This window comes from Constrictibacter sp. MBR-5, assembly GCF_040549485.1.
Taxonomy (GTDB): domain Bacteria; phylum Pseudomonadota; class Alphaproteobacteria; order JAJUGE01; family JAJUGE01; genus Constrictibacter.
Map to the genome: position 1 here is coordinate 53,461 of NZ_JBEPTK010000015.1, position 23,373 is coordinate 76,833.

The following is a 23,373-nucleotide window of genomic DNA, read 5'->3' on the forward strand; positions in this document are numbered from 1 at the left end:
TCTACTTTGCGCCGCTGAGTTGGTGGATGGCTTCGACGAGGTTGCCGACAGTCCGGATCTCGGAAATCAGATTCATCGGAAACGAAATACCGTATTCGTCCTCGATCTCCATGATCAGGTCGAGGACAGCAACCGAATCGATCTCGAGGTCGGTGGTGATGTGGGTCTGGCGCGTTATGGTGATGGCGCGCGCGTTGAAGGGCGCAAGCAGTGCGCACATGCGCGCGAAGACCGGATCGTCTTGCGTTTCCGGGCGTGTGGCCACTGGATTCATCGTGCTCGTCCCATGATCCGAATGCTTAGAGCCAGTCATTGTCGGCATACCAACGAAAGGTCTGTGCGACACCTTGGCCGAGCGCGACCCGCGGCCGCCAGCCGGTCGCGCGCATCAGCGGCCCGGCGCCGCAGGCCCAGTCGATATGGTAGAGTTCACGCACCTTTCCAGGATAAACCATCGGTGCGCCGCCGGTCAGATTGGCCACCACGCCGTTTGCCGCGGCGACCGTCTGCATGAGCCGACGGGGCACCGCTATCATCCGGACGCGCCGCTGCAGATGGCCAGCGGCTGCGGCCGCCATGTCGTTCCACGTGTAGCCGTCGGGCGCGGTGTCCGAGACGTCGAAGATCCCGCGGGCATCGGATTCCACCAGTGCGGTCACCGCCTCGCCGAGGTCGTCGCGGTAGATCGCCGAGAAGCGCGCGCCGGGAACCGCAGGCACTGCCAGCCAGCCGTGCCGCATCATCCGAAAGAGCGGAAGAGTCGCGCGATCACCGGGCCCATAAACCAGGGGAGGACGCACCGCGCACCAATCGAGCCCCGGCATCCTGGCCAGGGCGTCTTCCGCCGCCCGCTTGCTGGCGGCGTAGGGGGAGAGGCCGGGTTGTCGTGCTGCCAGGGAAGACACGAGCACCAGCCGCGCTCCGTACTCGGCACAGAGTTCGCCGAGCACGGCCGTCGCATCCGCATTGATCTGGTGAAAAGCGGCTGCAGTTGGAGCGCGCACGGCGCCGGCGCAGTGCACGAGGACCGAGCATCCCTCGACCAATCGTGCCAGGGAGAGCGGATCCTGAAGCGTGCCTTGGACCACCTCGGCGTCCGCTTCCAGGGTCCGATCAGCGCGGCGCGCCAGCGCCCGGACCCGAGTGTCCCGCCGCCGCAGTGCGGCGACGATGCCGTGTCCGACGAAGCCGGTCGCGCCGGTGACGGCGACGATCGCGGTGGAAGAGGCTGTCGGGGCGGGCGTCATGGATGCCGGCCGGATGCGCGCAGGAGGGGCCGGCGCGGTGGCGCCCACGACAGTCCTAGCCTTCGGCCGCCAGCTTCAGGCCGGCATCGCGGTAGCCCGGCGTATAGACGCCCGCCAGATAGTTCGCGCGGGTGCCGGCGCGGCTGAGCTTGCCGGAGGATGTGTGGGGCAGGCTGTGCGGCGGTGCCAGCACGATGTTCGCCTCGATGCCGACGCTGTCTCGCACCATGGCGTGCACCTGACGGCGCAGCCTGTCCCGGGCCGCTGGTTCCGACAGGCGGCACTGCACGACGACCACCACCGCCTCGTCGCCGTCGCTGCCGACGACGGAGAAGGCGGCTGCATCGCCCTGGCGCAGGCCCGGAAGACGCTCCACCGACCACTCGATGTCCTGGGGCCAGATGTTCCGGCCGTTAGAGATGATCAGGTCCTTGCTGCGCCCCGTGATGACCAGTTCGCCGTCGACCATGTAGCCCAGATCGCCGGTATCCAGCCAACCATCTCCAGCAAAGGCAGCGTTCGTCGCTTCCTGATCGCGGAAGTAACCGGACATCAGGCTGGGGCCACGAATCAGTACCCGGCCGACCTCGCGTTCGGCACGCGCTTCGCCGCGATCGTCGACGATCCGCAGTTCGTGGCCGCTCATCACGCTGCCGCAGACCACGAAGGTGCGGCCCTCGTCGCCGGCCTCTGGGCCGACGGGCACCGCTTCGCCGGAGGTGGCAAGGATTTCGCGGTCGATGGTATCCGTGCGGAAATTCTCGGAGAGCGGTGCGAAGGTGACTGCCAGCGTCGATTCTGCGAGGCCGTAGCTCGGCACGAATGTGGATCGCCGGAAGCCGTTGCCCCCGAAGGTGTCGACGAAGCGGTCGAGGACGTCCGCTCGCACCATGTCGCCACCGATGCCCGCGACACGCCAGGACGAGAGGTCGAGGTCTGCCGCCGCGCCGTTCGCTGCCCGCCTTGCGCAGAGGTCGTAGCCGAACGAGGGGCTGAAGGCGACGGTGCCGCGATTGCGGGCGATGAGCTGCAGCCAGGCCAGCGGCCGGCGCGCGAAGTCCATCGTCGACATGTAGTCGATGGTGATCTGGTTCAGCATCGGCGTGAAGCAGAAGCCCACCAAGCCCATATCGTGATAGAGCGGTAGCCAGGAGATGCAGCGGTCGCCTGGGGTCAGCGAGAGGCCGTAGCGGCTGATCGCGCCGGTGTTGGCGAGGGCGGAGCGCTGCGTCACCAGCACGCCCTTCGGGGCGCTCGTGCTGCCGGACGAGTACTGGATGTAGCAGGGGTCGTCCTTGCCGGGTGTCCGCAGTTCACCCGTTTCCGGCAGCGTCGCGAAATCGTCCGGGCCGCCGATATGCGGCACGATATCGCCCGCCGCCTCTTCGAGCATCGCCACCAGTTCCGGGGGGGCCACCGCCATCGCAGCGTCGGCGCTCTCCAGCATGCGCCGGAGCTGCCGGACGTAGGATTCGCGCCCACCGAGATTGACCGGCAACGGCAGCGGCACCGGAATCAGCCCGGCATACTGACAGCCGAAGAAGAAGGTGTGGAATGCCGCGGACGTATCGGCGACCAAGCCGACGCGGGCACCCCGCTCCAGGCCGAGCCCGACGAGGCGCCGCGCCAGCGCGACGCTTCGCTCGCGCAGTTCCGCGTAGGGGAGCGCGAGTACGAGCTCGCCCCGAACCGAATAATAGTTGTATCCGGTCTCCCCGCGGGCCGCATAGTCGAGGCCTTCGGTGAGGGTTTCGAAGCGGCAGGCGACATGGGGCAGGGTCGCGTTGATCGTCGGTGTGGGAGCGTTCATCTCTATGACTGTTTGGTGAAACGGCTCGATTTGGGGTAGATAACGCACGGTCGGGGGTGGTGGTACGTCAAAATCCGGCGGTGCAAGCATGGTGCCGTCGTAGCGGTGCTACCTTCTGCGACCTGTTGCGGATCGGCAACAAACGGTGTCCAACTGTCGCGAAACGGTCGCTACATGTTTGAGTGACCGCGTCGCCCGTCATCTCCTCTCGCCAGGGCGGTCGCCCTGCACATTTTGCCCCGGCAACCTTCATCGGCAGGTCACGTGAGCAAGTTTTCCGCGCGGGCGTCGCGCATGGTGCATGCGGTTGCAGTGGCGATTGGGCTGTTGATCGCCGGCTTTTCCGTCTCCCCCGAGCCTGCCTTCGCAGGTGGATGGCGAAGTGTGACCCAGCCGCCGCCGACCGACAGGATCGAGGCGCAGGCGCAGCCGGCAGCCCCGCATGTCCGGATGGAGGCGCCGCCCGCAAGACGGCGACACCGGGATTTCGATTACGGCTTCACCATGTATGCGGGCAAGTCCGCCACGAGCAATTTCACGTCTCTGTTCTACGCGCCGTGGAACGTCGAGTTCGAGGACACGCACTTGCTGGCCATTGCCGGATCGAAACGGCTTGGAACCATCTGGTGGGACATCGACGTCGATGTGGAACTGAACGCGGCCAAGCGCTTCGGCGACGACGATGCCTGGGAGTTCGCCACAACGCTCTTCTTCCGCTACGACGATTTCCCTTGGAACGACGTCGTCTATACGACCCTGGGCGTAGGGGTAGGGCCGTCCTACGCCACCCACATCTCGGATACGGAGAAGACGAAGGCGGGCAATGGTGACAAGGGCTCGAAGTTCCTGAATGCTTTCATTCCGGAACTGACCGTATCCGATCCCGACCTTCCCGAACTCGCCTATGTGTTCCGTATCCACCATCGCTCGGGCGTGTTCGGCCTCATCAACGGCGTCAGCGGCGGGTCCAACTTCATTTCATTCGGCACCCGCTTTCGTTTCTGACGGCCATCCCATCGCCTATATTGCGGACACCTCAACGCCGCCCGGATCGACGTCATGACTTCCTGGCTACACGCTCCAGCCATCGCCAAGGCCTGCACCATCGTCGGTGAGGTGGCGCAGGCGCACGATGGCAGCCTTGGCGCGGCACACGCATACATCGATGCGATCGCCGCCGCGGGGGCGGACGCGGTCAAGTTCCAGACCCATATCGCCGAGGCGGAGAGCACCGCCGCGGAGCCATGGCGCAAACGCTTCAGCCCGCAGGACGAGACCCGGCTCGACTACTGGCGCCGCATGGAATTCACGGAGCCTCAGTGGGAGGGACTTCGGCGCCATGCCGCCGAGAAGGGGCTGCTCTTTCTCAGTTCGCCTTTCTCGATGGAGGCGTTCCACCTCCTGCGGCGGGTCGGAGTCGCCGGATGGAAGATCGCCTCGGGCGAGATCACGAATACCGAACTGGTCGATGCGGCCGCGGCGACGGGCCAGCCGGTGATCCTCTCGACCGGCATGAGCGGCTTGGCGGAGGTCGACGCCGTCGTCGAGCGCGTCCGCCGGTCCGGGGCACCGCTGGCGGTCCTGCAATGCACGACGATGTACCCGACCCCCGCCGAAGCCGTCGGAATCAACGCCTTGCCCGTCTTCCGCGAGCGCTATGGCTGCGCGGTCGGCTTGTCTGATCATTCCGCCACCATCTATCCGGCCGTCGCGGCGGCGATGCTGGACGTCGAGATGGTCGAAGTGCACGTGGCCTTGTCGCGCGACAGTTTCGGGCCCGACGTGGTCGCATCCGTGACGCCGGCGGAGTTGCGGCAACTGGTCGACGGCGTGCGCTTCGTCGAGCGCATGCGCTCGGCGCCCGTCGATCGCAGCGAACCGCTCGCCGTGGCCGCGCCGCTGCGCGAGATATTCATGAAGAGCATCGTGGCAGCCCGCGACTTGCCGGTCGGGACGCTCCTCCGGCGCGAGGATCTCGCCTTGAAGAAGCCGGGGAACGGTCTTCCGGCGGCAGCGCTTGAGGCGGTGGTCGGACGCCGGCTCGCCCGGGCGCTGGCCCGCGACGAGCAGGTCGCGCATCGTGACCTGGAGGAATCCGCATGAGCCGCAAGATCTGCGTCGTCGTCACGGCGCGCCCCAGCTACGCCCGGATCCGCACGGCCCTGACGGCGATCCGGAACCATCCTGATCTCGAGTTGCAGCTGGTCGTCGCCGCCTCCGCCCTGCTCGACCGCTACGGCAATGCCGACAAGGTCATGGAAAGGGAAGGTTTCCGTATCGACCGGCGCGTCTACATGATTCTCGACGGGGAGAATCTGGTGACGTCGGCGAAGTCGACCGGCCTCGGCCTCGCCGAACTGGCGACAGTCTTCGACGACCTGAAGCCGGACGCGGTTGTCACCATCGCCGACCGGTTCGAAACCATGGCGACCGCCGTCTCGGCCGCATACATGAACATCCCCCTGGTGCACGTTCAGGGCGGCGAGGTGACCGGGTCGATCGACGAGAAGGTCCGCCACGCCATCACGAAGCTCGCTGACCTGCATCTGGTCTGCTCCGAAAATGCTCGGCAGCGGGTGATCAGGCTCGGGGAGCAGCCGGACGCCGTGTATCTCACCGGCTGCCCATCGATCGACCTTGCAAAGCAGGCGATCGCACAGCCGGTGGCGCTTCACGACGCGGAGACCTTCGGCGGCGTCGGCGGCCACGTCGATTTGACGAAGGACTATATCGTCGTCCTGCAGCACCCCGTGACCACCGAGCATGACCGATCGCGCGCCCACATCGAGGAAACCCTGCACGCGGTGGCCGACTGCGGCATTCCGGCGGTCTGGTTCTGGCCGAACGTCGACGCCGGTTCCGACGGCACCTCGCGCGGCATCCGCGCCTTCCGTGAGCACCATGCGCTGCCGCACGTCCATTTCTTCAAGAACCTGCCTCCCGAGGATTTCGTGCGGCTCGTCCACAACAGCCGCTGCATCGTCGGGAACTCCAGCATGGCGATCCGCGAGGCATCGTGGCTCGGGGCGCCCGCCGTGAACATCGGTAATCGTCAGGCCGATCGCGATCGCGGGCGCAACGTCGTGGACGTGCCCTATGACCGCCAAGCGATCCTCGCCGCGATCAGGAGCCAAGCGGCACGCGGCCGTCTGGAGAGCGATCCCGTCTACGGCAGCGGCGACGCCGGGGTGCGCATCGCAGAGGTTCTGGCTAAGGCGCCGCTGCGGATCGAGAAGCGCCTGACGTTCTGACGCGCGGCATTTTGGCGCTTGAGTGCGCCGTCGCCGATGCACAACATCGGCGGATCCCGAACGAGGAGATTGGGACGATGAAGCCGACAGTCTTCGTCCACACCAACGATCGGCAGATGGTCGGTGCGATCGTTTCGGCGCATTCGCTGCGCCGCAATGCGCGTGATCCCGACGCGTTCGACGTCCGGATCATCCGCCAGGAGGACTACCCGTTCTTCCGGGCGCGCGAGGGGCAGTCCTTCCTGCGCGCCGGGGGAACCCGCGTCTGGCACAACGACGACCTGCAGTCCTTCACGCCGCTGCGTTTCATGCCGCCGGAACTCATGGGCTACGAGGGCCGCGCGGTGGTCATCGATCCGGACGTGTTCGCCGTCGGCGACATCGGCGAGCTGCTCGCCCGCGACATGCAGGGCAAGGCGATGATGTGCCGCGCCCGCCCCGGCCACAATCGCCGTGCCGAATATCTCGCCTCCAGCGTGATGCTGCTCGACTGCGCCAAGCTGAGGCACTGGCGCTGCGAGGAGCAGTTCGGCGAGATGTTCGCGATGCAGCGCGACTACGAACTCTGGATCTCGCTGGAGTCGGAGCCACGCGAGAATATCGGCCTGTTCGAGGAGCAGTGGAATCACTTCGACCGGCTCGAACCGGAAACGAAGCTGATCCACAACACCAAGCGCCGCACGCAGCCGTGGAAGACCGGCCTGCCGGTCGACTTCACCATCCGCGACCGGATGATCGGCGGCGTACTGCCGACGCGATGGATCTACACGGCCGACGCGCTGCTCCGCGGCGAGCCGGCGGGCGGACTGTACCGGCGGCATCCGGATCCGCGCCAGGAGGCCTTCTTCTACGGCCTCGTTCGGGAGTGCCTCGACCAGGGCCTCCTCACCGAGGCTTTCCTGCGCGAGGAGATGCGGCGCAACCACATCCGTCACGACTCTCTCGAACTGGTCGAGCGGGCCGGGGGCGGCGCCATCGCCGCCTGATCGCGGCGGCCGGACTTAGCGGCCGGGGAAGTCCGGCTTGCGGCGCTCCAGCCAAGCGTCGTGACCCTCGGCCTTGTCCTCTGTCAGAGTGAGGGCCAGAAAGCGGTAGACGTCGATCAGTGCCGCGTCGCCGACGTTGGGGATGTCCATGCCGCGGTTCAGCGACTCCTTCACCATCCGCGTCGCCAGCGGCGATTGCGCGGCGATGTGGTCCGCGACCGCCATCGCCCGGTCCAGGATCTCGGCGTGCGGCACGAGCCACTGCGCGAGGCCGATGCGGTAGGCCTCCTCCGCGTCGAGCGGGAAGCCAAGCGACAGGCGCATCGCCAGGCCCTTGCCCACCCAGCGCGCGAGCCGGACAGGACCGCCATAGGCCGGCATGATGCCGAGATTGGCTTGTGGCAGGCGCCACTCCGCCTTGTCCGACGCGACGATCAGGTCGCAGCAGAAGGTGACGATGCAGCCGATCCCGATGGCATAGCCGTTGACGGCGGCCACGATCGGCTTCGGAAAGTCGGTCAGCAGGTTGGCGACGAATTTCCGCCAGCGCGGCACGTCCTTGATCAGTTCGCCGGCGGATTCGATCGTGTGCGTGCGCGGATCCTTCAGATCCGCGCCGGCCGAGAAGGCTCCGCCGGCGGGGTCGCCCGTGAGGACGACGCAGCGTATGCCGTCGTCCTCCTCCATCTCGTTGAAGATCCGGCGCAGTTCCTCGTCGAAGGCGCCGCACCAGGCGTTGCGTGCTTCGGGACGGCTCAGCGTGACGAGGCCGACATGGCCGCGCTTCTCGAACAGGACAGGCATGATGCCGGCTCCGGTAAAGGATTGCGGCGTCAGGTCGCCGTCGGGTGGAACTGAAACATCCAGGTCTCGGTGAGCGGCTTGCCGTCGAGGGCGATGTAGCCGCGCAGTTCGACCGGATCGGTGCCGAGTGCGGTCAGGTCGAACTGCATGCGCCAGCGGTCCGTGCGCGGGATCGGCTCGGCAAACATGTAGGACAGGTCGCCGCGTGAGGCCGACACCACGGGTTTCGGCTCGGCGCCCTTCGGCAGGTTCTGCAATACCTCGCCGGCGAACTCGACGACGAACTTGCGCAGGCCCTGCGGTCGCGGCTTGCCGGGCTCGCCGCCGCGGCCGATCCGGGTCGCGACGCATTGCGCAACGGTCTTGGCCGGATAGGGCTCGTCCGCGAACCAGTGCAGGCGATAGCGCATGTCGAAAGATGTGCCTGCCGCCGCCGGCTTCTGCGGCACCCAGAAGGCCACGATGTTGTCGTGGATCTCGTCGTCGGTCGGAATCTCGACGAGTTGCACCGCGCCCTTGCCCCAGGAGCCGAGCGGCTCCACCCAGAGGCTCGGCCGCAGGTCGTAGTTCACGCCGTCGAGATAGTGTTCGAACGACCGGTCGCGCTGCAGCAGGCCGAAGCCGCGCGGGTCTTCGTCGACGAAGCTGGAGGTGATCACCCGCTTCGGGTTGTTCAGCGGTCGCCAGATGCGCTCGCCGCCGCCGGTCCACAGGGCGAGGCCGTCGGAATCGTGGATCTCCGGCCGCCAGTCGATCATCTGCGGTCGGTCGTATTCGCCGTACCAGAACATCGACGTCAGCGGCGCGATGCCGAAACGATGGACGTCCTCGCGCAGGAACAGGCGTGCCTCGATGTCCATGACCACGCCGGTCGTGCGTCGGATCTCGAAGCGGTAGGCGCCCGACAGGCTCGGGCCGTCGAGCAGGGCGTGGACGATGCACGGGCTGTCCGGCGCCGGTGCGCTCTGGATCCAGAAGGCGACGAAGTCCGGGAATTCCTCGGGCTCGGGGGCCGCCACGTCGATTGCGATACCGCGAGCGGAGAGGCCGTACTGGCCGAGGTCGCCGATCGCGCGGAAGTAGGATGCGCCGAGGAAGGCGAGCCAGTCCTGCGTCCTCCAGTCCGTACGGCTGTTCGCTTCGTGGAAGCGGAAGCCGGCGAAGCCGGAATCGGACGGCAGCTTCCTGGCGATGCTGTCGCCCGGCATGCTGAAATAGTCCGGCGAATAGAGCACCTCGCGGGACTGGCCGTCCTGCACGAGGTGCATCTTCACCGACTTCTGAAAGTACATACCGAGGTGGAAGAAGGCGACCGGATAGACGCCGCCTGGCCCCTCGGCGAAGGGCGCCATGTCGTTGCGGAAGCGAATCTTGCCGTGCGCCTCGTAGTCGATCGCAGCCGTGACCTTCGGGGCCGGACGATAGGGTTCCGCGTAAGGCCTTCCGGCCCGCTCCAGCGCCATCTTGGTCAAGGCGTCGAAGCTGAACGGTTCGGCCGGGGCGAGCTTGAGACCAGCCTTCTGGGCCATGGCGAAATCCGCGGTTCCGAGGAACGGCAGGAGTGCTGCACCCGTCGCTGCGGCGCGGAGAACCGAGCGTCGGCTCGGACCAGTCGTCGGCATGTTCACCACGGATGGCGGTTCACGTTCCGACGCAGATGCCACACGGCCCCGCTCGATGCAAGGCAACCCGCCGCTTCCCTGAGCGTGCCAGTGCCCTATAGTGAACCGGAGGCCGGTTTCGTCGCCGCACGAGGCCGCCCGTACGCACCTCGCTCTTCTTTCCACATCATGTGAGACGGCTGCCAATCAATGAAGAAACGCGCGCGTCCCGTGCCGCCCTCGCTGCCGCAGATGATGATGGAGCTCTCGCTCGCCTCGTGGGAGACGATCGCCCACCGAAGCCTGATGATGATGCAGGGACGCTGCTCGCCCGACGAGTATGCGCGCATGGTCGGTGAGAAGGCGCAGGCGGTCCAGGCGTCGATGCTGGCGCTCGCCTCGCCGGCGGCGGTGGCCATGGACGTCGCCGCCGCGACCGCCGTCCTGGCGCCGTGGCATAAGGGCGCCAGCGCCAACGCGAAGCGGCTCCGCCGGAAGTAGACGCGCCGGCCGCGGCGACCGGGCGTCCTTGCCCGCGCCTCACGGCCGCACTAGCGTTCCCCCTGCCACCGCCCACCACCGCCACGGCCAACGAGCGGAGAAGAAGCAGATGAGGGAAGCAGTCATCGTCGCCACGGCACGCACGCCGATCGGCAAGGCCTATCGCGGCGCCTTCAACAATCTCGAGGGCCCCACCATGGGCGGCATCGCCGCCAAGGCGGCGTTGCAGCGCGCGCAGCTGGATCCGGCCGAGGTCGACGACGTCATCATGGGTGCCGCCCTGCAGCAGGGCTCGACCGGCTACAATGTCGGCCGCCAGATCGCCATCGCCGCCGGCATGCCGGCCTCCGTCGCCGGCATGACCATGGACCGGCAGTGCTCGTCCGGCCTGATGGCGATCTCCACGGCCGCCAAGCAGATCGTCTGCGACGGGATGCGGGTCTGCGTCGCCGGCGGGCTGGAGCAGATCAGCCTAGTGCAGAACGAGCACCGCAACGCCTTCCGGGCCGAGGACCCGACGGTTCTGGAACTGAGCCCGCATCTCTACATGCCGATGATCGACACGGCGGAGATCGTCGCCAAGCGCTACGGCATCGGCCGTGACGCGCAGGACGAATACGGCGCGCAGAGCCAGGCGCGCACGGCGGCCGCCCACCAGGCCGGCCGCTTCGCCGACGAGATCGTGCCCGTCACCGCGACCAAGATCGTCGTCGACAAGGCGACCGGCGCCCAGTCCGAGCAGCAGGTCACCCTCGACCGCGACGAGGGCATGCGCGCCGACACCACGCTCGAAGGCCTGAAGGGCCTGCGCACCGTGCGCGAGGGCGGCTGCATCACGGCCGGCAACGCCAGCCAGCTCTCCGACGGCGCCTCCGCCAGCGTGCTGATGGAGGCCGGGGAGGCGAAGCGTCGGGGCCTGAAGCCGCTCGGCATCTATCGCGGCATGGCCGTCGCCGGCTGCGAGCCCGACGAGATGGGCATCGGCCCCGTCTTCGCCGTGCCGAAGCTGCTGGAGCGCAACGGCCTGAAGGTCGACGACATCGGCCTGTGGGAGCTGAACGAGGCCTTCGCCGTCCAGGTCATCTACTGCCGCGACAAGCTGGGCATCGACAACGACCGGCTGAACGTCGACGGCGGCGCCATCGCCATCGGCCACCCCTACGGCATGTCCGGCGCCCGCATGGTCGGCCACGCGCTGATCGAGGGCCGGCGCCGCGGGGTGAAGTATGTCGTCGTCACCATGTGCGTCGGCGGCGGCATGGGGGCGGCCGGCCTGTTCGAGGTCGCGCACTGACGCGGACTTCGCAGCGCGGCTTGGGAAGGATGGGGTAGCATCCCCTTTCCTTCCCTTTCGTTCCTTTCCCTTCCTTTCCGATCCCTTTCCTTCCGACGGGGCGGCCTCATGGCCGCCCCGGTCTGCATGGCGCGGCGGCCGTGGGGCCGCTCCCGCTCCGCGCGTGTTCGACGATGGGTTTTCGATGGTTTTTGTGGGGGGGTCGAGGTCTCCATGTCGGGCGTCGCATGTCCAATATAGGCATCTTGTCCGCAAGACCGAAGCCTAGTTCGCGTCGACGCGGCGCAGTTCGACGGGGCCGCCGGTCAGGCGGCGGCCTTCGCGCGTCAGCACCATGCTCTTGTTGGGCAGGGTGACGACGACGCGGCCGTCCTTCTCCTCGGTGTAGGTGCCCGCGGCGGTCTGGCCGTCCGGTGCCGTCACGAAGACCCGCGTCCGGTCGACGAACTCCATCTTGATGCGCCCTGCCCGGTCGGCGTAGTGCCGGCCGCGCATCGTGCCCGCTTCGGCCTTGGTGAGGGCGGCTACGATCTCGCTCCGCCGGGCCGCCACGGCCTGCTCGAAGCGCACCCGCACGGCGGGGGCGGGCGCCAGGCTCTGTCGCACGTAGGCGAGCGTCGGCCCGTCCAGACTGTCGATCGACGCGTCTTCGACGGGAAGGTCGGCGAGGTTCTTCCGGAAGGCCGGCATCAGGGCGTTGCCCACCGCCTCGGCCTTGGCGCTGGCGGCGGCGCGGACCCGGGCCGCCTGGGCCGGGGGCAGGCGCTGCAGGAGCCCTGAATTGAGCTGCGTCGCGATGTTGTTGAAGGCCGGCATGCCGTCCGCGGCCGACTCGATGTCGGCGATCATCATGTCCGCGATCTGCGTGCCGATGGCTGTCTCGCGGGTACCGATCTTCCCGGTGATTGCCGCCACGTCCTCGCGCGGAAAGACGTCCGCATAGTCCTTGGCGAGGGCTTTGCGCATGCCGGAGAGCGCGTCGAGGCCCTGGATCGATACCGGCATGTTCGCGATATCGACCTCGATGGCAGCGCGCACCGCGGTGCGCTGGCTGTCGATGCGCGCCGCGGCGGCCGGCGCGATCCGGCTATCGAGTTCCGCCTGCGGCAGGTCGCGGGCGGAGGAGAGGGCGGCGCGGGCGGCCTTCTGCACGTCGCCGGCGAGTTGCGCCGTCGCGCGCTGCGCCGCATCGTAACCTTTCCGGCCGTCGCCGATCTTCGCCATGCCGGTGTAAAACGCCAGCAGGCCCGGCGACGGCTTCGCCTGGGCCAGCGCGGCGAATGCAGTGTCGTACGCGCCGCGCGCGGCGGCGGACGTCTCCAGGTAGTTCGCGACGTTCCGGGATGCCCAGGTCTTCACGTCGGAAACCGCATTGCGTTCGCGATAGCGCTTCTCCTTCGACAACGCCCGCTCGCAGGCCTTCAGCGCCGTCGCGATCGACTTCGCCTCGTCCGGCGTCCATTCCAGGACGGGCTTGCCGAAGACCTCCGCGGTTTCCGGTGCTGCAAAGATCGCGGGGAACCAGTGGCGGCTCCCGAGGTCGTTCGGCTCCCATTTCGCGTTCTTCTCGTATCCGCCGGCCCATTTGGTCATCGCGGGGCAGTCGGGCAGCGTGACCGCCGCCCGTGCCGGTGCCGCAGCACCGAGCACAAGGCTCAGGGCGAGAGGGACGGCAAGAGACAGTGCTGCGCCAGGGAATGCCGGGCGGGGCGACAGGAAGCGGTCGTGCGACATGGGGATCTCCATCGACGCGGCGCGTCGCCGGCATGCGCCGGGCCGGCCGCTGCGGGCGTCGCGCGGCGACGCGGTGGCGGGACGCCGGCGATGGTAGAGAACCGGTCCGCCGCGGCCGCCTCCCAAACGGGAGGTGCATGCAGCCCCTCGGCCCTAGGCGTCGGGGTCGTCGCCGGGCGGCAGGAGGCGCGCGGCCGCCGCTGCGGTCAGCCGGGCGACGAGTTCCGACTGGCGCGTGGTTCCCGTCTTCTGGAACATCGCCTTCAGGTACCAACGCGCCGTCTCGTAGGTGATTCCGGCCGCCTCCGCCGCCCGCTTCAGGCCTGTTCCGGGCAGCAGGGCGGCGGCGAGGCGGCTCTCGACCGGCGTAAAGCCGTAGAGGTCGCGGTAGAGGGCGGGCGATGCGGCGGCGGCGCGGTCGGCCTCGGCGATCGTCAGCATCAGCACCGGCCGCTGTGTCGGCAGGCGGTTGCGCCGCGCGGCGATCCTGGCGGCGCTCAGGACGAGCGGTCGGCCCTCGCGGCCGCGGACGGCGATCCGCGCCGGCGGCGCCGTGCCGGCCGGATCCGCCGCCGCCCCCAGAAAGTGCGCGAGACGGTCGGCCTCGCGCGCGCTCGCCGCGGCTAGCCGCCCGTTGCGCAGCGTCAGCGGGTCGCCGCGGCGCAGCAGCGCCTCCGCCCGCGCATTGCACTGCACGAGGCGGCCGTCCGGTTCGGCGAAGGCGACGCCGTAGGGCAGGTGGTCGAGCGCGTCGCAGACCAGCGCCCTGCCGGCCGTCAGCGTCTCCAGCCGGGCCGCCATCCGCAGTGCGCGGTCCATGTGCCGCACGATGCCGGCGAAGCGGCGGAACTCGCCCATGTCGAAGACGCCGACGTCGGCGCCGCGCAGCAGGCTGAGGTTGAGGATCAGTCCGTCGCCGGCCGCGAAGCTGGTGCCCATCGTGTGGTCCAGCCGCTGCGGACGCATCCATTCGTTGTAGTAGGTCGACCGGCGCAGGACGTGCGGGTCGCCGAAGAATTCCGCCAGACGTTCGTCGGTCCGCAGCACGCCCGGCCGGTGCAGCGGGTCGGAACGCGTGCAGGGATTGTCGGGCGTGTAGAAGATCTCGGGGAAGGCCGCCTGCCGGGCCGCGTCGATGCCGGCGATGTGGACCGGCGTGAACGCGCGGTCGGCATAGCCGAGGTAGTAGAAGGTCTCGGCGCGGGTGCGGAAGATCCGGCCGATGCCCGCCATGACCGACGACCAGCCGGCCGGATCCGCCGCCGCGTCGTAGATCGCCTCGACCAGTTGGCCGGTCTCGCTGTCGGCCCTCTCCATCCCCCGCATCGTCGGATCCCCACCCGGTGCCGAACGGTACGGCGGTGATCCTTGCGCAGGTCGGGGGTGGAGGAAAGCGCTAACCGCTGCAGCGGGTGTGCGTGGGGCGAGCCGGACGCCAGGAGCGGCCGCCCGGCTCGATGGCCTCAGGCCGCGGCGCGGCGCAGGCCGACATACTGGATCTCGGCGAAGACCGCGACGGCGGCGGCCTGGACCAGGATGAAGGCCATGCCGAGCGCCGTGGGGGCGACCCAGCCGACGAGCAGCAGCAGGATGCTGTCCACGGCCCAGACGGCGTTTACTGCGATCACGGCCCAGACGGCGGCGCGCGGCGGCCGGGCACGCGTGCCGAGCCACAGCACGCCCGCGGCCCAGACGATCAGGAACACGCCGGCATAGCGCGGCAGCGCCTCGGGCAGGCCGAGCAGGCCCGCGAGGGGACCGGCGAGGGTGGCGAGGCCGAGGCCGAGCGCACAGCTGGCGGCGGCGTCGGCGATCAGGGCGAAGCGCAGGAAACCGGGCGAGCGCGGCGACGGGATGGCGAAAGACATCGGTTATCTCCTCTTGGGGAACGTGCGGCCGGCCTCAGGCGGCGGCCGGCATGCGGTCGATGAAGCCGGTGACGGCGGCCAAGCGGCCGTCGGGCGACAGGACGGCGAAGTCGGTGCCCGCGATCGGCGCGTCGGCGTTCGCCGGACCCAGCACCCAGGCGAAGCGGACGCGGTCGCCATGGGCGTCGACGGTGCCGAGGCGGGCGAAGCGCCAGCCCGGGAACTGCGCCTGCACGCCGGCGATCATGGCGTCGATCCCCGCCGCCCCGTCGCCGCGCATCAGCGGGTCGACGTAGGTGGCGTCCTCGGTCCAGGTCCGCGCGATCAGGTCGCGTCGGCGGCCGGCGTCTGTCTCGTTCCAGGCGGCGATGTAGCGGTCGATCAGGTCGGATGCCGCATCGGACATCGGTCTCTCCCTCGCTTGCCGCACCGGTGCGGGCCGGTGCATGGGCGGGAGGATGCCGAGGCGGGGGAGGGGAATCGATTACGTGGGGGGTAGGGACGTGCCGTTTCTTCGCGAGCGGCATTGATCCGCCCTGGGCGCGGCGAGGTCGCCCTTCCCGGCCGCCTCGCACCGTGCGCCAGAAAGACGCATCAAATATACATGTATTGAATTTGCATGTTTATGGCCGATGGCGTAGATCGGCGATGGATCCCGATCGTGTGTGCGATCGCGCCGCGGTCGGGCCGCACCCTTCCCATGGAGTCTATGGATGTCCGCAGCACTGTCCGCCCAGACGATCGCGACGGTAAAGGCAACCGTTCCCGCCCTCGAAGCGCACGGCCTCGATGTCGTGCGGGCGATGTATGCGCGGATGTTCGAGAACCCGATGATCCGCGACCTGTTCAACCAGTCGCACCATGGCGATGCCGGCTCGCAGCCGAAGGCATTGGCGGTGGCGATCCTGGCCTATGCCAACAACATCGAGAATCTCGGCGCCATGGCATCGGCCGTCGAGCGCATAGCGCAGAAGCATGTCGGCCTGCAGATCCTGCCCGAGCATTACCCCCATGTCGGCGCGGCGCTGCTGGGCGCCATCGAGGAGGTGCTCGGAGATGCGGCCACGGTCGAGGTCCTCGCGGCTTGGGAGGAAGCCTACTGGTTTCTGGCCAATATCCTGATCGCCCGGGAGCAGCGCATCTATGACGATCTGGCGCATGCCGAGGGCGGCTGGACGGGTTGGCGCGACTTCACGGTCGACGCCGTGGTGCCCGAAAGCGCCATCATCACCTCGTTCATTCTGAAGCCGGCGGATGGCGGCAGCGTGATCCGCCACAGGCCGGGGCAGTATCTGACATTCTGGCTGGAGATCCCCGGCCAGCCTCCCGTCAAGCGCAACTACAGCATCTCCAGCGCGCCCGCCGCCGACCGCTACCGCATCTCGGTGAAGCGCGAGCCGCTCGGCCTCGCCTCCAACTGGCTGCACGACCACGCCGTTCCGGGCACCGTTCTGAAGGTGGCGCCACCGGCTGGAGAGTTCTTCCTGCCCACGCCGCCGCGCCGGCCAGTGGTCCTCCTCTCGGGCGGCGTAGGCTTGACGCCGATGGTGTCGATGCTGGAGAGCATCGCCGAGCGGCATCGGGACCACGAAGTGCATTTCGTGCACGGCACCCTCGACGGTTCGACCCATGCCATGGGGCCGAGGGTGAAGGCACTGGCGGCCGCGCTGCCTAATCTCGCCGTCACGACCTTCTACCAGGCGCCCCGCGCCGAGGACCGGATCGGCAGCGACTTCGACCGTGCCGGCATCATCGACCGGGAGTGGCTCAACCGGCACACGCCGCTCGCCGAGGCCGACCACTATCTGTGCGGGCCCCGGCCGTTCCTGCGCACCCTGGTCGCAGCCCTGGCGCTGTCGGGGGTTCCCGCCGACCGCATCCACTACGAGTTCTTCGGTCCGGCGGACGAACTTCTGGCGGCGTGAGCTGCCGCGGTTACTTGGTCCGCCCCTCGTGCTTCGAGACGCGCCCTGCGGGCGCTCCTCAGCATGAGGGGCTAATGGAGCGGTCGAATTAGGAAACCTCATCCTGAGGAGGCCCGCCAGGGCCGTCTCGAAGGACGAGGTTTCCGGGCCATTGATGCCTGGTCAAACCTCCACCCGGCCCTACTCCGCCGCCATCTTCCTTCGCTGCCCCTCCAGCACCCGCCACACCTTCTCCGGGCCGACCGGCATGTCGATGTGCTCGATGCCGAGCGCGTCGGCGATGGCGCTGACGATGGCGGGCGGGGCGCCGCAGGAGCCGCCTTCGCCGGCGCCCTTGACGCCCAGGTCGTTAGCCGGGTCGGGGACCGGGTTGAAGGCGACGTCCATGTCGGGGAAGTCGTCGGCGCGTGGCATGCCGTAGTCCATGAAGCTGGCCGCCAGGAACTGCGCCGTGCCGGGCTCGTAGGCGGTGTGCTCGAGCAGCGCCTGCCCTAGGCCCTGGGCCACGCCGCCATGCACCTGGCCGGCGATCAGCATGGGATTGATGATCGTGCCGCAGTCGTCGACGCAGGTGTAGCGGTCGACGTGCAGCTTGCCGGTCTCCGGATCGATCTCGACCTCGCAGATATGCGCGCCGTTGGGGAAGTTGCACTCGGTCGAGCGCTCGTACAGGCAGGTCTCGTCGAGGCCGGGCGTCATCCCCTCGGGCAGCTTCGACGGGTCGGCCGCCAGCTTCGCCACCTCGCGCAGGCTGATGCTGAGGTCGGTGCCGGCGACGGCGAAAGCGCCCGCCTCGAACTCGATGTCGGCCTCGGCCGCTTCGATGGCGTGGGCGGCGATCCGCTTCGCCTTCTCGATCACCTGGTTGGCGGCGCGCACCGTGGCGACGCCGCCCATCTGCGACGAGCGCGAGCCGCCGGTGCCGTTGCCGAAGGAGACGAAGTCGGTGTCGCCCTGGGCGAAGTCGATATCGTCGAAGGGAATGCCGAGCTTTTCGGACAGGATCTGGGCGAAGGCGGTCTCGTGGCCCTGGCCGTGGCTGAAGGTGCCGACGACCAGCTGGGCGCGGCCCTCGGGCGTCATGCGCACCGTCGCCTGTTCGGTCGGCTGGCCGCCCGACGCCTCGATATAGTAGCCGAGGCCGATGCCGCGCAGCCTGCCGCGCGCCTTCGCCTCCTGCCGCCGCGCTTCGAAGCCGGCCCAGTCGGCCCGCTGCAGCGCCAGGTCCATCGTGTTCTCGAACTCGCCCGAATGGATGACCATGCCGACCGGGTTCTTCCAGGGCAGCTGGTCGGGGCGGATGAAGTTGCGGCGGCGGATCTCGATGCGGTCGAGGCCGAGCGCGTGCGCGCCGACGTCGAGCAGCCGCTCCATCTGATAGGCCATCTCCGGCCTGCCGGCGCCGCGATAGGCGTCGGTCGGAACGGTGTTGGTGAACATCACCCTGACCGAGAGCTGCATCGCCGGCACCTGGTAGACGGTGCCGGCGATGCGCGCGCCGGCGACGGTGGAGATGCGCGGGCCGAAGTCGAGCAGGTAGGCGCCGACATTGGCGTGGGTGTTCACCCGCACGCCGAGAATGTGCCCTTCGGCGTCGAAGGCCATCTCGCCGACCGAGATGTGGTCGCGGCCGTGCGGATCGGAGACGAAGGTCTCGCCGCGGTCGGAGAGCCACTTCACCGGGCGCTTCAGGCGCTTGGCCGCCCAGGTGACCATCACGGTCTCCGGGAACAGCTTGCCGCGCAGGCCGAAGCCGCCGCCGGTGTCCGGCGAAATCACATGCACCTTTTCCTTCGGCACGTCGAAAACGATCTTGGCGAGGCCGGTCTGCAGCTTCACCGCGCCCTGGGTCGGTGAGATCAGCGTGTGCCTGCCTTCCGCCTCGTCCCAGTCGCCGATGGCGACGCGCGGCTCCATCGGGTTGCCGACGACGCGGTTGTTGACGAAGCGCAGCGTCACGACCTTGGCCGCCTTGGCGAAGGCCTCCTCGACGGCCTTGCCGTCGTGGCTCTGCCAGTGGACGGCGAGGTTGGAGCCGTGCTCGGGATAGAGCAGCGGCGCGCCCTCTTCGTCGGCCTCGTCGGCCTGGGCCACGCCGGGCAGGTCTTCGTAGTCGACCATGACCATCTCGGCGGCGTCGCGCGCCTGCTCGTAGGTCTCCGCCACGACGAAAGCGACGGGGTCGCCGACGAAGCGCACGCGCTCGGTCTGCAGGATCTCGCGGCCGGGATTGAACATCTTGGCCCCGCCGGCGCCGGGAACGTCCACCTGGCAGGGCAGCTTCGGAATGCCGTCGGCCGCCGCATCTTGGCCGGTCAGCACGGCGACGACGCCGGGCATGGCCGCGGCATCGGCCGTGTCGATGGAGCGGATCACCGCGTGGGCGTGCGGGCTGCGCACGACATAGCCGTAGGCCTGGCCGTCGATGTTGACGTCGTCGGTGAAGCGGCCCCGCCCGGTGACGAAGCGCACGTCCTCCTTGCGCCGTACCGGCTGGCCGATGCCGAACTTCTCGATTCCGTCCATCGAGGCACCTTCACTTCCGCGTTCCCTGAGGCGGCGGATGATAGGGCGCAGGGCGGAGGCCGTCGACCCTGGCGGCCGACCCTCGCGACCTACGGCGGGCTTGACCTGAATCAATGAGGCGCGGTCGCCGGCGCGGTATCGGAGGGTATCATCGCATAATCCGGAGGCCCTCATGGACGCCGATCTGATCGCTCGTTTCGAGAGCCTCCGGGTGCCGCGCTACACCAGCTATCCCACCGCCCCGCATTTCAGCGAGGCGGTGAACGCCGAGACCTATGCCGAGTGGCTCGGCACGCTCACCCCGGCCGACGACGTGTCGCTCTACCTGCACGTGCCCTTCTGCCGGTCGCTGTGCCTCTATTGCGGCTGCCATACGCGGGCGACGGCGCGTCCGGAGCCGGTCGACGCCTACGCGGCGGCGCTGCTGCGGGAGGTGGCGCTGGTCGTGGCGCGGCTGCCGCGGCGCATGCACGTGTCGCGCATCCACTGGGGCGGCGGCACACCGACGATCCTGGCGCCGCGCGACTTCCTGGCGATCATGGACGTGCTGCGCGCGCATTTCCGCGTGGACGGCGAGACCGAGGTGGCGATCGAGGCGGACCCGCGGCACCTGTCGGACGAAACGCTGAAGGCACTGGCCTATGGTGGCGTCACGCGCGCCAGCATCGGCGTGCAGAGTTTCGATCCGGCGGTGCAGAAGGCGATCGGCCGGGTGCAGAGCTTCGACCAGACGGCGCGTGCCGTCTCCGGCCTGCGCGGGGCCGGGGCGCGCGGGATCAATGTCGACCTGATCTACGGCCTGCCGCACGAGACGGTGGCCTCCTGCGCCGCGACGGCCGACCGGGTGGTGTCGCTGGCACCGGACCGCGTCGCGGTCTTCGGCTATGCGCACGTGCCGTGGATGAAGCGGCACCAGCGGCTGATCGACGCGTCGACCCTGCCGGACGGTCGGGCGCGGCTGGCGCAGTTCGCCGCCATAGCGGAGCGGCTGACGGCGGCCGGCTACCGCCAGGTCGGCCTGGACCATTTCGCGCGGGCGGACGACGAACTGGCGCAGGCCGCCGAGGCGGGCCGCCTCCACCGCAACTTCCAGGGCTATACGACCGACGCGGCGCCGGTCCTGCTGGGCCTCGGCGCCTCGGCGATCGGCAGCCTGCCGGCGGGCTACGTGCAGAACATCGCTGCGGTGCCCGACTACATGAAGGCCGTCAGGGAGGGGCGCCTGCCGGTGGCGCGCGGCCGCGCCCTGACCGCCGACGACCGGCTGCGCCGCGACGTGATCGAGCAGCTGATGTGCCACGGCGCCGTCGACATCGCGTGCACGGCGCAGCGGCACTGGACCAGCCCTGCCGCACTGGAGGATGCGCGGCCGGCGCTGGAACGACTCGTTCGAGACGGCGTTGCCGAGATGGAGGGCGCGGTCCTGCGGGTGGCGGACGAGGCCCGACCCCTGGTACGCTGCGTCGCCGCCGCATTCGACGCCTATCTGCCGTCCGCCGCCGAACCGGCCGCGGCCCGCCACTCGCACGCCGTCTGAACCGGAAGGGAGCCGCATGCGCGTCGCCGTTTTCAGCACCAAGCCGTACGACCGGGACTTCTTCGACAGGGCGAACGCGGCCCATGGACACAGGCTCGACTATCACGAGGCGCACCTGTCGGCCGCGACGACCGCGCTGATCGACGGGGCGGAGGCGGTCTGTCCCTTCGTCAACGACAGGATCGATGCCGACGTCCTGCGCGCCATGGCCGACGCCGGCTGCCGGCTGGTGGCGCTGCGCTCGGCCGGCTTCAACAATGTCGATCTCGCCGCGGCGGCGGCGCTGGGCATCGCCGTGGCGCGCGTGCCGGCCTACTCGCCCAACGCGGTGGCCGAGCATACGCTCGCCCTTATCCTGACGCTGAACCGCAAGATCCACCGCGCCTACGCCCGGGTGCGCGAGGGCAATTTCGCACTCGACGGCCTGCTGGGCTTCGACCTGGCGGGGAAGACCGCAGGGATCGTCGGTACCGGCAAGATCGGATTGATCGCCGCGCGCATCCTGGCGGGATTCGGCTGTCGGCTGGTCGGCTACGATCCGTTCCCGAGCGCCGAGGGGCGGGCGCTCGGCATCGAGTACACGACGTTCGCCGAACTGCTGCCGCAGGCCGACATCGTCACCTTCCACTGCCCGCTGACGCCGGAGACGCGACATCTGCTGGACGCGGCGGCGGTGAAGCGCCTGAAGCCGGGGGCGATGATCGTCAACACCAGCCGCGGCGCCATCATCGATACGCGCGCCGCCATCGCCGGGCTGAAGAGCGGGCAAATCGGATCGCTCGGTCTCGACGTCTACGAGGAGGAGGCGGACCTGTTCTTCGAGGACCTGTCCGGCCAGGTCATCCACGACGACGTGTTCGCGCGGCTGCTCACGTTTCCCAACGTCGTGATCACCGGCCACCAGGGCTTCTTTACCCAGGAGGCGCTGACCGCGATCGCCGAGACGACGCTCGCCAACCTGACCGCGTTCGAGCGCGACGGCACGCCGCTGCATCCGGTGACGGTCGAGAAGATCGCCTGAGGTGCGCGAGCCCTACGCGGCGCGGCTCTCGCGGCGACGGGCGCCGATCGCGATGCCGGCGCGCAGGGTGCGCATGACGTTGGCGGCGCAGGCGGTCAGGTGCCGCTCGGTCGCGGCCATGGCGGCGTCGAGCGCACATGGTCCGGGGGCGATGCTGAAGACGGCGTCGACACCGTGGGCGTGGATGCGCGTCGCACCCGCGCCGAGTGCGCCCGCCATCGCGATCACCGGGATGCCCGCCGCGGCGGCGCGCCGGCCGATCTCCGCCGGCACCTTTCCCTGAGGGCTTTGCGCGTCGATGCGGCCCTCGGCGGTGAAGACGATGTCGGCGGCGCCTATCCGGCGATCGAGGTCGCACAGCCGGTCGACCACGTCGTAGCGCGAGCGCAGCCGCGCGCCGAGCAGCGCATGCAACCCGGCACCGGCGCCGCCGGACGCCCCGGCGCCGGGCACGGCGACGAGATGGATGGCGAGGTCGCGCCTGACGATCGCGGCGAAGGACGACAAGGCGAGGTCCAGCCAGTCGAGGGCCGCGGGGGGCGCCCCCTTCTGCGCGCCGAAGCTGCGGCCGGCACCGGTCGGGCCGGTCAGGGGAATGGCGAGATTGCAGGCGACCTCGATCTGGGCCTGGGCGAGGCGCGGATCGCGGCCGGACAGGTCGATCCGCTGAAGTTCCAGCAGGCCCGCCGCGCCGGGGCCGATGGGCGTGCCGTCGGCGCGCTGGAGACGCACGCCCAGCGCCTGCGCGAGTCCGGCGCCGCCGTCGTTGGTGCCGGAGTCGCCGCATCCGACCAGCAACCGCCTGAACCCGGCGTCCAGTGCGGCGCGGATCGTCTCTCCGACTCCTCGGGTCGTGGTCCGCAGCGGATCGCGCCGGTCGGGCGGTATCAGCCGGAGGCCGGCGGATTCCGCCAGTTCGACCACGGCCGTCTCACCGTCGCCGAGTGTCCCGTACCGGCTGGCGACCGGCTCGCCCAGCGGGCCGGTGACGGTAACGTGCCGGAGGCTGCCGCCGGTCATGCGCACGAGGCTTTCGGCGAAGCCTTCGCCGCCGTCCGGGACAGGCAGGCAGTCGATCTGCGCGCCGGCGCAGACAGAATGTACGCCCGCAGCGATCGCGGCGCAGACCGCCTCGGGCGGGAGACCTTCCTTGAAGCCGGATGGCGCGACCAGGATGCGAAGCGGACGGAGAGGACGATGATCGGCGAGGTGGGGTTCGGGGCCATGCATGTTTCGGCAACCTCGATGGCGGAGGTCCTTGCCCGGAA

The 23,373-nt window shown here is 69.1% G+C and carries 20 protein-coding genes; 9 read left to right on the top strand and 11 right to left on the bottom strand.

What is annotated here, in order from left to right; genetic code table 11:
• Window position 1: 1 nt before the first annotated feature.
• From ABIE65_RS22965 to ABIE65_RS22975, 3 genes are read right to left on the bottom strand one after another with little or no spacing between them, the layout of a single operon-like run.
• Complete coding sequence (locus ABIE65_RS22965; RefSeq protein WP_354080988.1) at window positions 2–274, bottom strand: acyl carrier protein; 273 nt, start codon at window positions 272–274, stop codon at window positions 2–4.
• Between the two features lie 25 nt (window positions 275–299).
• Window positions 300–1,247, bottom strand: a complete 948-nt coding sequence (locus tag ABIE65_RS22970; protein ID WP_354080990.1) for an NAD-dependent epimerase/dehydratase family protein — start codon at window positions 1,245–1,247, stop codon at window positions 300–302.
• Between the two features lie 55 nt (window positions 1,248–1,302).
• Window positions 1,303–3,057, bottom strand: a complete 1,755-nt coding sequence (locus ABIE65_RS22975) for a fatty acyl-AMP ligase (RefSeq protein WP_354080992.1) — start codon at window positions 3,055–3,057, stop codon at window positions 1,303–1,305.
• A gap of 264 nt (window positions 3,058–3,321) precedes the next feature.
• Between ABIE65_RS22975 and ABIE65_RS22980 the strand changes: the two genes are divergently transcribed.
• The 4 genes from ABIE65_RS22980 to ABIE65_RS22995 all read left to right on the top strand — a co-directional run bounded on the left by ABIE65_RS22980 (window position 3,322) and on the right by ABIE65_RS22995 (window position 7,294).
• Window positions 3,322–4,062: a hypothetical protein gene (locus ABIE65_RS22980; RefSeq protein ID WP_354080994.1), complete on the top strand. Its 741-nt coding sequence runs from the start codon at window positions 3,322–3,324 to the stop codon at window positions 4,060–4,062.
• 54 nt (window positions 4,063–4,116) lie between these two features.
• Window positions 4,117–5,160 carry an N-acetylneuraminate synthase family protein gene (locus ABIE65_RS22985; protein WP_354080996.1) on the top strand — a complete coding sequence of 348 codons (1,044 nt, stop codon included), beginning with the start codon at window positions 4,117–4,119 and terminating at the stop codon, window positions 5,158–5,160.
• A complete protein-coding gene (gene neuC, locus ABIE65_RS22990) occupies window positions 5,157–6,308 on the top strand; it encodes a UDP-N-acetylglucosamine 2-epimerase (RefSeq protein WP_354080998.1) in 1,152 nt (383 codons plus the stop codon). Before ABIE65_RS22985 ends, neuC begins: the two co-directional genes overlap by 4 nt.
• Window positions 6,309–6,385: 77 nt before the next feature.
• Window positions 6,386–7,294 carry a hypothetical protein gene (locus tag ABIE65_RS22995; RefSeq protein WP_354081000.1) on the top strand — a complete coding sequence of 303 codons (909 nt, stop codon included), beginning with the start codon at window positions 6,386–6,388 and terminating at the stop codon, window positions 7,292–7,294.
• 15 nt (window positions 7,295–7,309) lie between these two features.
• Here the strand turns inward: ABIE65_RS22995 and ABIE65_RS23000 are convergent, their stop codons facing one another.
• Window positions 7,310–8,098 carry an enoyl-CoA hydratase/isomerase family protein gene (locus ABIE65_RS23000; RefSeq protein WP_354081002.1) on the bottom strand — a complete coding sequence of 263 codons (789 nt, stop codon included), beginning with the start codon at window positions 8,096–8,098 and terminating at the stop codon, window positions 7,310–7,312.
• A 29-nt stretch (window positions 8,099–8,127) separates the two neighbouring features.
• Window positions 8,128–9,627: an OpgD/OpgG family glucan biosynthesis protein gene (locus ABIE65_RS23005; protein ID WP_354081004.1), complete on the bottom strand. Its 1,500-nt coding sequence runs from the start codon at window positions 9,625–9,627 to the stop codon at window positions 8,128–8,130.
• Window positions 9,628–9,909: 282 nt separating this feature from the next.
• On the opposite strand from ABIE65_RS23005, the gene ABIE65_RS23010 reads away from it, so the two are divergent.
• Entirely contained in the window at window positions 9,910–10,200 is a 291-nt protein-coding gene (locus ABIE65_RS23010; RefSeq protein WP_354081006.1) for a hypothetical protein, read from the top strand.
• Between the two features lie 109 nt (window positions 10,201–10,309).
• Window positions 10,310–11,494, top strand: coding sequence for an acetyl-CoA C-acyltransferase (locus ABIE65_RS23015; RefSeq protein ID WP_354081008.1), 1,185 nt, complete (start codon window positions 10,310–10,312; stop codon window positions 11,492–11,494).
• Window positions 11,495–11,758: 264 nt separating this feature from the next.
• On the opposite strand, the gene ABIE65_RS23020 is transcribed toward ABIE65_RS23015, so the two are convergent.
• The 4 genes from ABIE65_RS23020 to ABIE65_RS23035 form a co-directional block, all read right to left on the bottom strand.
• A complete protein-coding gene (locus tag ABIE65_RS23020) occupies window positions 11,759–13,228 on the bottom strand; it encodes a hypothetical protein (protein WP_354081010.1) in 1,470 nt (489 codons plus the stop codon).
• Between the two features lie 153 nt (window positions 13,229–13,381).
• Window positions 13,382–14,545, bottom strand: coding sequence for a helix-turn-helix transcriptional regulator (locus tag ABIE65_RS23025; RefSeq protein ID WP_354081012.1), 1,164 nt, complete (start codon window positions 14,543–14,545; stop codon window positions 13,382–13,384).
• Window positions 14,546–14,691: 146 nt separating this feature from the next.
• On the bottom strand, window positions 14,692–15,096 hold the full coding sequence (locus ABIE65_RS23030) for a hypothetical protein (protein WP_354081013.1): 405 nt from the start codon (window positions 15,094–15,096) through the stop codon (window positions 14,692–14,694).
• A 34-nt stretch (window positions 15,097–15,130) separates the two neighbouring features.
• On the bottom strand, window positions 15,131–15,502 hold the full coding sequence (locus tag ABIE65_RS23035; RefSeq protein ID WP_354081015.1) for a nuclear transport factor 2 family protein: 372 nt from the start codon (window positions 15,500–15,502) through the stop codon (window positions 15,131–15,133).
• A 307-nt stretch (window positions 15,503–15,809) separates the two neighbouring features.
• On the opposite strand from ABIE65_RS23035, the gene hmpA reads away from it, so the two are divergent.
• On the top strand, window positions 15,810–17,021 hold the full coding sequence (gene hmpA, locus ABIE65_RS23040; RefSeq protein WP_354081017.1) for an NO-inducible flavohemoprotein: 1,212 nt from the start codon (window positions 15,810–15,812) through the stop codon (window positions 17,019–17,021).
• Between the two features lie 180 nt (window positions 17,022–17,201).
• Here hmpA and ABIE65_RS23045 read toward each other — a convergent pair whose 3' ends face one another.
• Window positions 17,202–19,547 carry a xanthine dehydrogenase family protein molybdopterin-binding subunit gene (locus ABIE65_RS23045; protein ID WP_354081019.1) on the bottom strand — a complete coding sequence of 782 codons (2,346 nt, stop codon included), beginning with the start codon at window positions 19,545–19,547 and terminating at the stop codon, window positions 17,202–17,204.
• 172 nt (window positions 19,548–19,719) lie between these two features.
• On the opposite strand from ABIE65_RS23045, the gene hemN reads away from it, so the two are divergent.
• Window positions 19,720–21,084: an oxygen-independent coproporphyrinogen III oxidase gene (gene hemN, locus ABIE65_RS23050; protein WP_354081021.1), complete on the top strand. Its 1,365-nt coding sequence runs from the start codon at window positions 19,720–19,722 to the stop codon at window positions 21,082–21,084.
• Between the two features lie 16 nt (window positions 21,085–21,100).
• Window positions 21,101–22,105: a 2-hydroxyacid dehydrogenase gene (locus ABIE65_RS23055; protein WP_354081023.1), complete on the top strand. Its 1,005-nt coding sequence runs from the start codon at window positions 21,101–21,103 to the stop codon at window positions 22,103–22,105.
• Between the two features lie 12 nt (window positions 22,106–22,117).
• On the opposite strand, the gene ABIE65_RS23060 is transcribed toward ABIE65_RS23055, so the two are convergent.
• A complete protein-coding gene (locus ABIE65_RS23060; protein WP_354081025.1) occupies window positions 22,118–23,335 on the bottom strand; it encodes a glycerate kinase family protein in 1,218 nt (405 codons plus the stop codon).
• Window positions 23,336–23,373 lie beyond the last annotated feature (38 nt).

Excerpts from the sequence above, each read along its gene's own strand:
- ABIE65_RS22965 (WP_354080988.1), bottom strand. The coding sequence starts at position 274 with ATGAATCCAGTGGCCACACGCCCGGAAACGCAAGACGATCCGGTCTTC.
- ABIE65_RS22970 (WP_354080990.1), bottom strand. The coding sequence starts at position 1,247 with ATGACGCCCGCCCCGACAGCCTCTTCCACCGCGATCGTCGCCGTCACC.
- ABIE65_RS22975 (WP_354080992.1), bottom strand. The coding sequence starts at position 3,057 with ATGAACGCTCCCACACCGACGATCAACGCGACCCTGCCCCATGTCGCC.
- ABIE65_RS22985 (WP_354080996.1), top strand. The coding sequence starts at position 4,117 with ATGACTTCCTGGCTACACGCTCCAGCCATCGCCAAGGCCTGCACCATC.
- neuC (WP_354080998.1), top strand. The coding sequence starts at position 5,157 with ATGAGCCGCAAGATCTGCGTCGTCGTCACGGCGCGCCCCAGCTACGCC.
- ABIE65_RS22995 (WP_354081000.1), top strand. The coding sequence starts at position 6,386 with ATGAAGCCGACAGTCTTCGTCCACACCAACGATCGGCAGATGGTCGGT.
- ABIE65_RS23000 (WP_354081002.1), bottom strand. The coding sequence starts at position 8,098 with ATGCCTGTCCTGTTCGAGAAGCGCGGCCATGTCGGCCTCGTCACGCTG.
- ABIE65_RS23005 (WP_354081004.1), bottom strand. The coding sequence starts at position 9,627 with ATGGCCCAGAAGGCTGGTCTCAAGCTCGCCCCGGCCGAACCGTTCAGC.
- ABIE65_RS23010 (WP_354081006.1), top strand. The coding sequence starts at position 9,910 with ATGAAGAAACGCGCGCGTCCCGTGCCGCCCTCGCTGCCGCAGATGATG.
- ABIE65_RS23015 (WP_354081008.1), top strand. The coding sequence starts at position 10,310 with ATGAGGGAAGCAGTCATCGTCGCCACGGCACGCACGCCGATCGGCAAG.
- ABIE65_RS23020 (WP_354081010.1), bottom strand. The coding sequence starts at position 13,228 with ATGTCGCACGACCGCTTCCTGTCGCCCCGCCCGGCATTCCCTGGCGCA.
- ABIE65_RS23025 (WP_354081012.1), bottom strand. The coding sequence starts at position 14,545 with ATGGAGAGGGCCGACAGCGAGACCGGCCAACTGGTCGAGGCGATCTAC.
- ABIE65_RS23030 (WP_354081013.1), bottom strand. The coding sequence starts at position 15,096 with ATGTCTTTCGCCATCCCGTCGCCGCGCTCGCCCGGTTTCCTGCGCTTC.
- ABIE65_RS23035 (WP_354081015.1), bottom strand. The coding sequence starts at position 15,502 with ATGTCCGATGCGGCATCCGACCTGATCGACCGCTACATCGCCGCCTGG.
- hmpA (WP_354081017.1), top strand. The coding sequence starts at position 15,810 with ATGTCCGCAGCACTGTCCGCCCAGACGATCGCGACGGTAAAGGCAACC.
- ABIE65_RS23045 (WP_354081019.1), bottom strand. The coding sequence starts at position 19,547 with ATGGACGGAATCGAGAAGTTCGGCATCGGCCAGCCGGTACGGCGCAAG.
- hemN (WP_354081021.1), top strand. The coding sequence starts at position 19,720 with ATGGACGCCGATCTGATCGCTCGTTTCGAGAGCCTCCGGGTGCCGCGC.
- ABIE65_RS23055 (WP_354081023.1), top strand. The coding sequence starts at position 21,101 with ATGCGCGTCGCCGTTTTCAGCACCAAGCCGTACGACCGGGACTTCTTC.
- ABIE65_RS23060 (WP_354081025.1), bottom strand. The coding sequence starts at position 23,335 with ATGCATGGCCCCGAACCCCACCTCGCCGATCATCGTCCTCTCCGTCCG.